Annotated in this window: 2 pseudogenes; one reads left to right on the forward strand and one right to left on the reverse strand. The window is 69.9% G+C overall.

The annotated features are described in order from the left end of the window. Window positions 1-451, forward strand: a pseudogene (locus tag A9X05_RS32640) (hypothetical protein); the annotation flags it as partial. Between the two features lie 3 nt (window positions 452-454). Here the strand turns inward: A9X05_RS32640 and A9X05_RS32645 are convergent. Next, window positions 455-830: pseudogene (locus tag A9X05_RS32645) on the reverse strand (hypothetical protein); the annotation flags it as partial.

Below are 830 nucleotides of genomic sequence, written 5' to 3' on the forward strand. Positions count from 1 at the left end.
GCACGCGGTGAGCGCCCTGGCCATCACGGGTGGCGACACCCCGCCCCCGGCCCGCATCGTGCTGCTGTCCGACGGCGCGGAGAACGTGCCGCTGGACGCCAACGCCCCGCAGGGGGCGTTCACCGCCGCCCGGGCCGCCAAGGCCGCGGGCGTGCAGATCTCGACCATCTCCTTCGGGACGCCGTACGGCACCGTCGAGTACGAGGGCGCCACCATCCCGGTTCCCGTAGACGACCAGACGCTGCAGAAGATCTGCGAGATCACCGACGGCCAGGCGTTCCATGCCGACAGCCTGGAGTCGCTGAAGAACGTCTACTCGACCCTGCAGCGCCAGATCGGGTACGAGACCGTCAAGGGCGACGCCAGCCTCGCGTGGATGCTGCTGGGGGCGGTCGCGTTGGCCGGCGCGATCCTGGCCGGCCTGTTCCTGAACCGCCGGCTGCCGTCCTGACGATCAGACCGGCAGCCGCCGGTTGATCAGCAGCGCCAGCGCCGTCGCGATCAAGGCGGTGATCACGCCCAGGCGCAGCCACCCGGCGCTGCCCGGCCCGGCCACGGTGCGATAGCCGATGTCCTTCTCGATGGCGTTGTAGCTCTTGTTGAGCTCGGCGATGTTGCTGGCGGTGTAGGACTGCCCGCCGGACAGCTTGGCGATCGTCTTCATCTGGTCCGTCGAAACCGGGACGGCCACGCGCTGCCCGTCCATCTCGATCTCGCCGGTCTTGGTGCCGAACGAGATCGTCGAGATGGGCACCCCCTCGTCCCGGGCCAGCCGCGCCGCCGTGTAGACCCCGTCGTGCGGGTCGCTGGGATTGGACGGCTTGTTCTCC

The sequence above is a fragment of the Mycobacterium sp. E3298 genome, assembly GCF_001666895.1.
Classification (GTDB): domain Bacteria; phylum Actinomycetota; class Actinomycetes; order Mycobacteriales; family Mycobacteriaceae; genus Mycobacterium.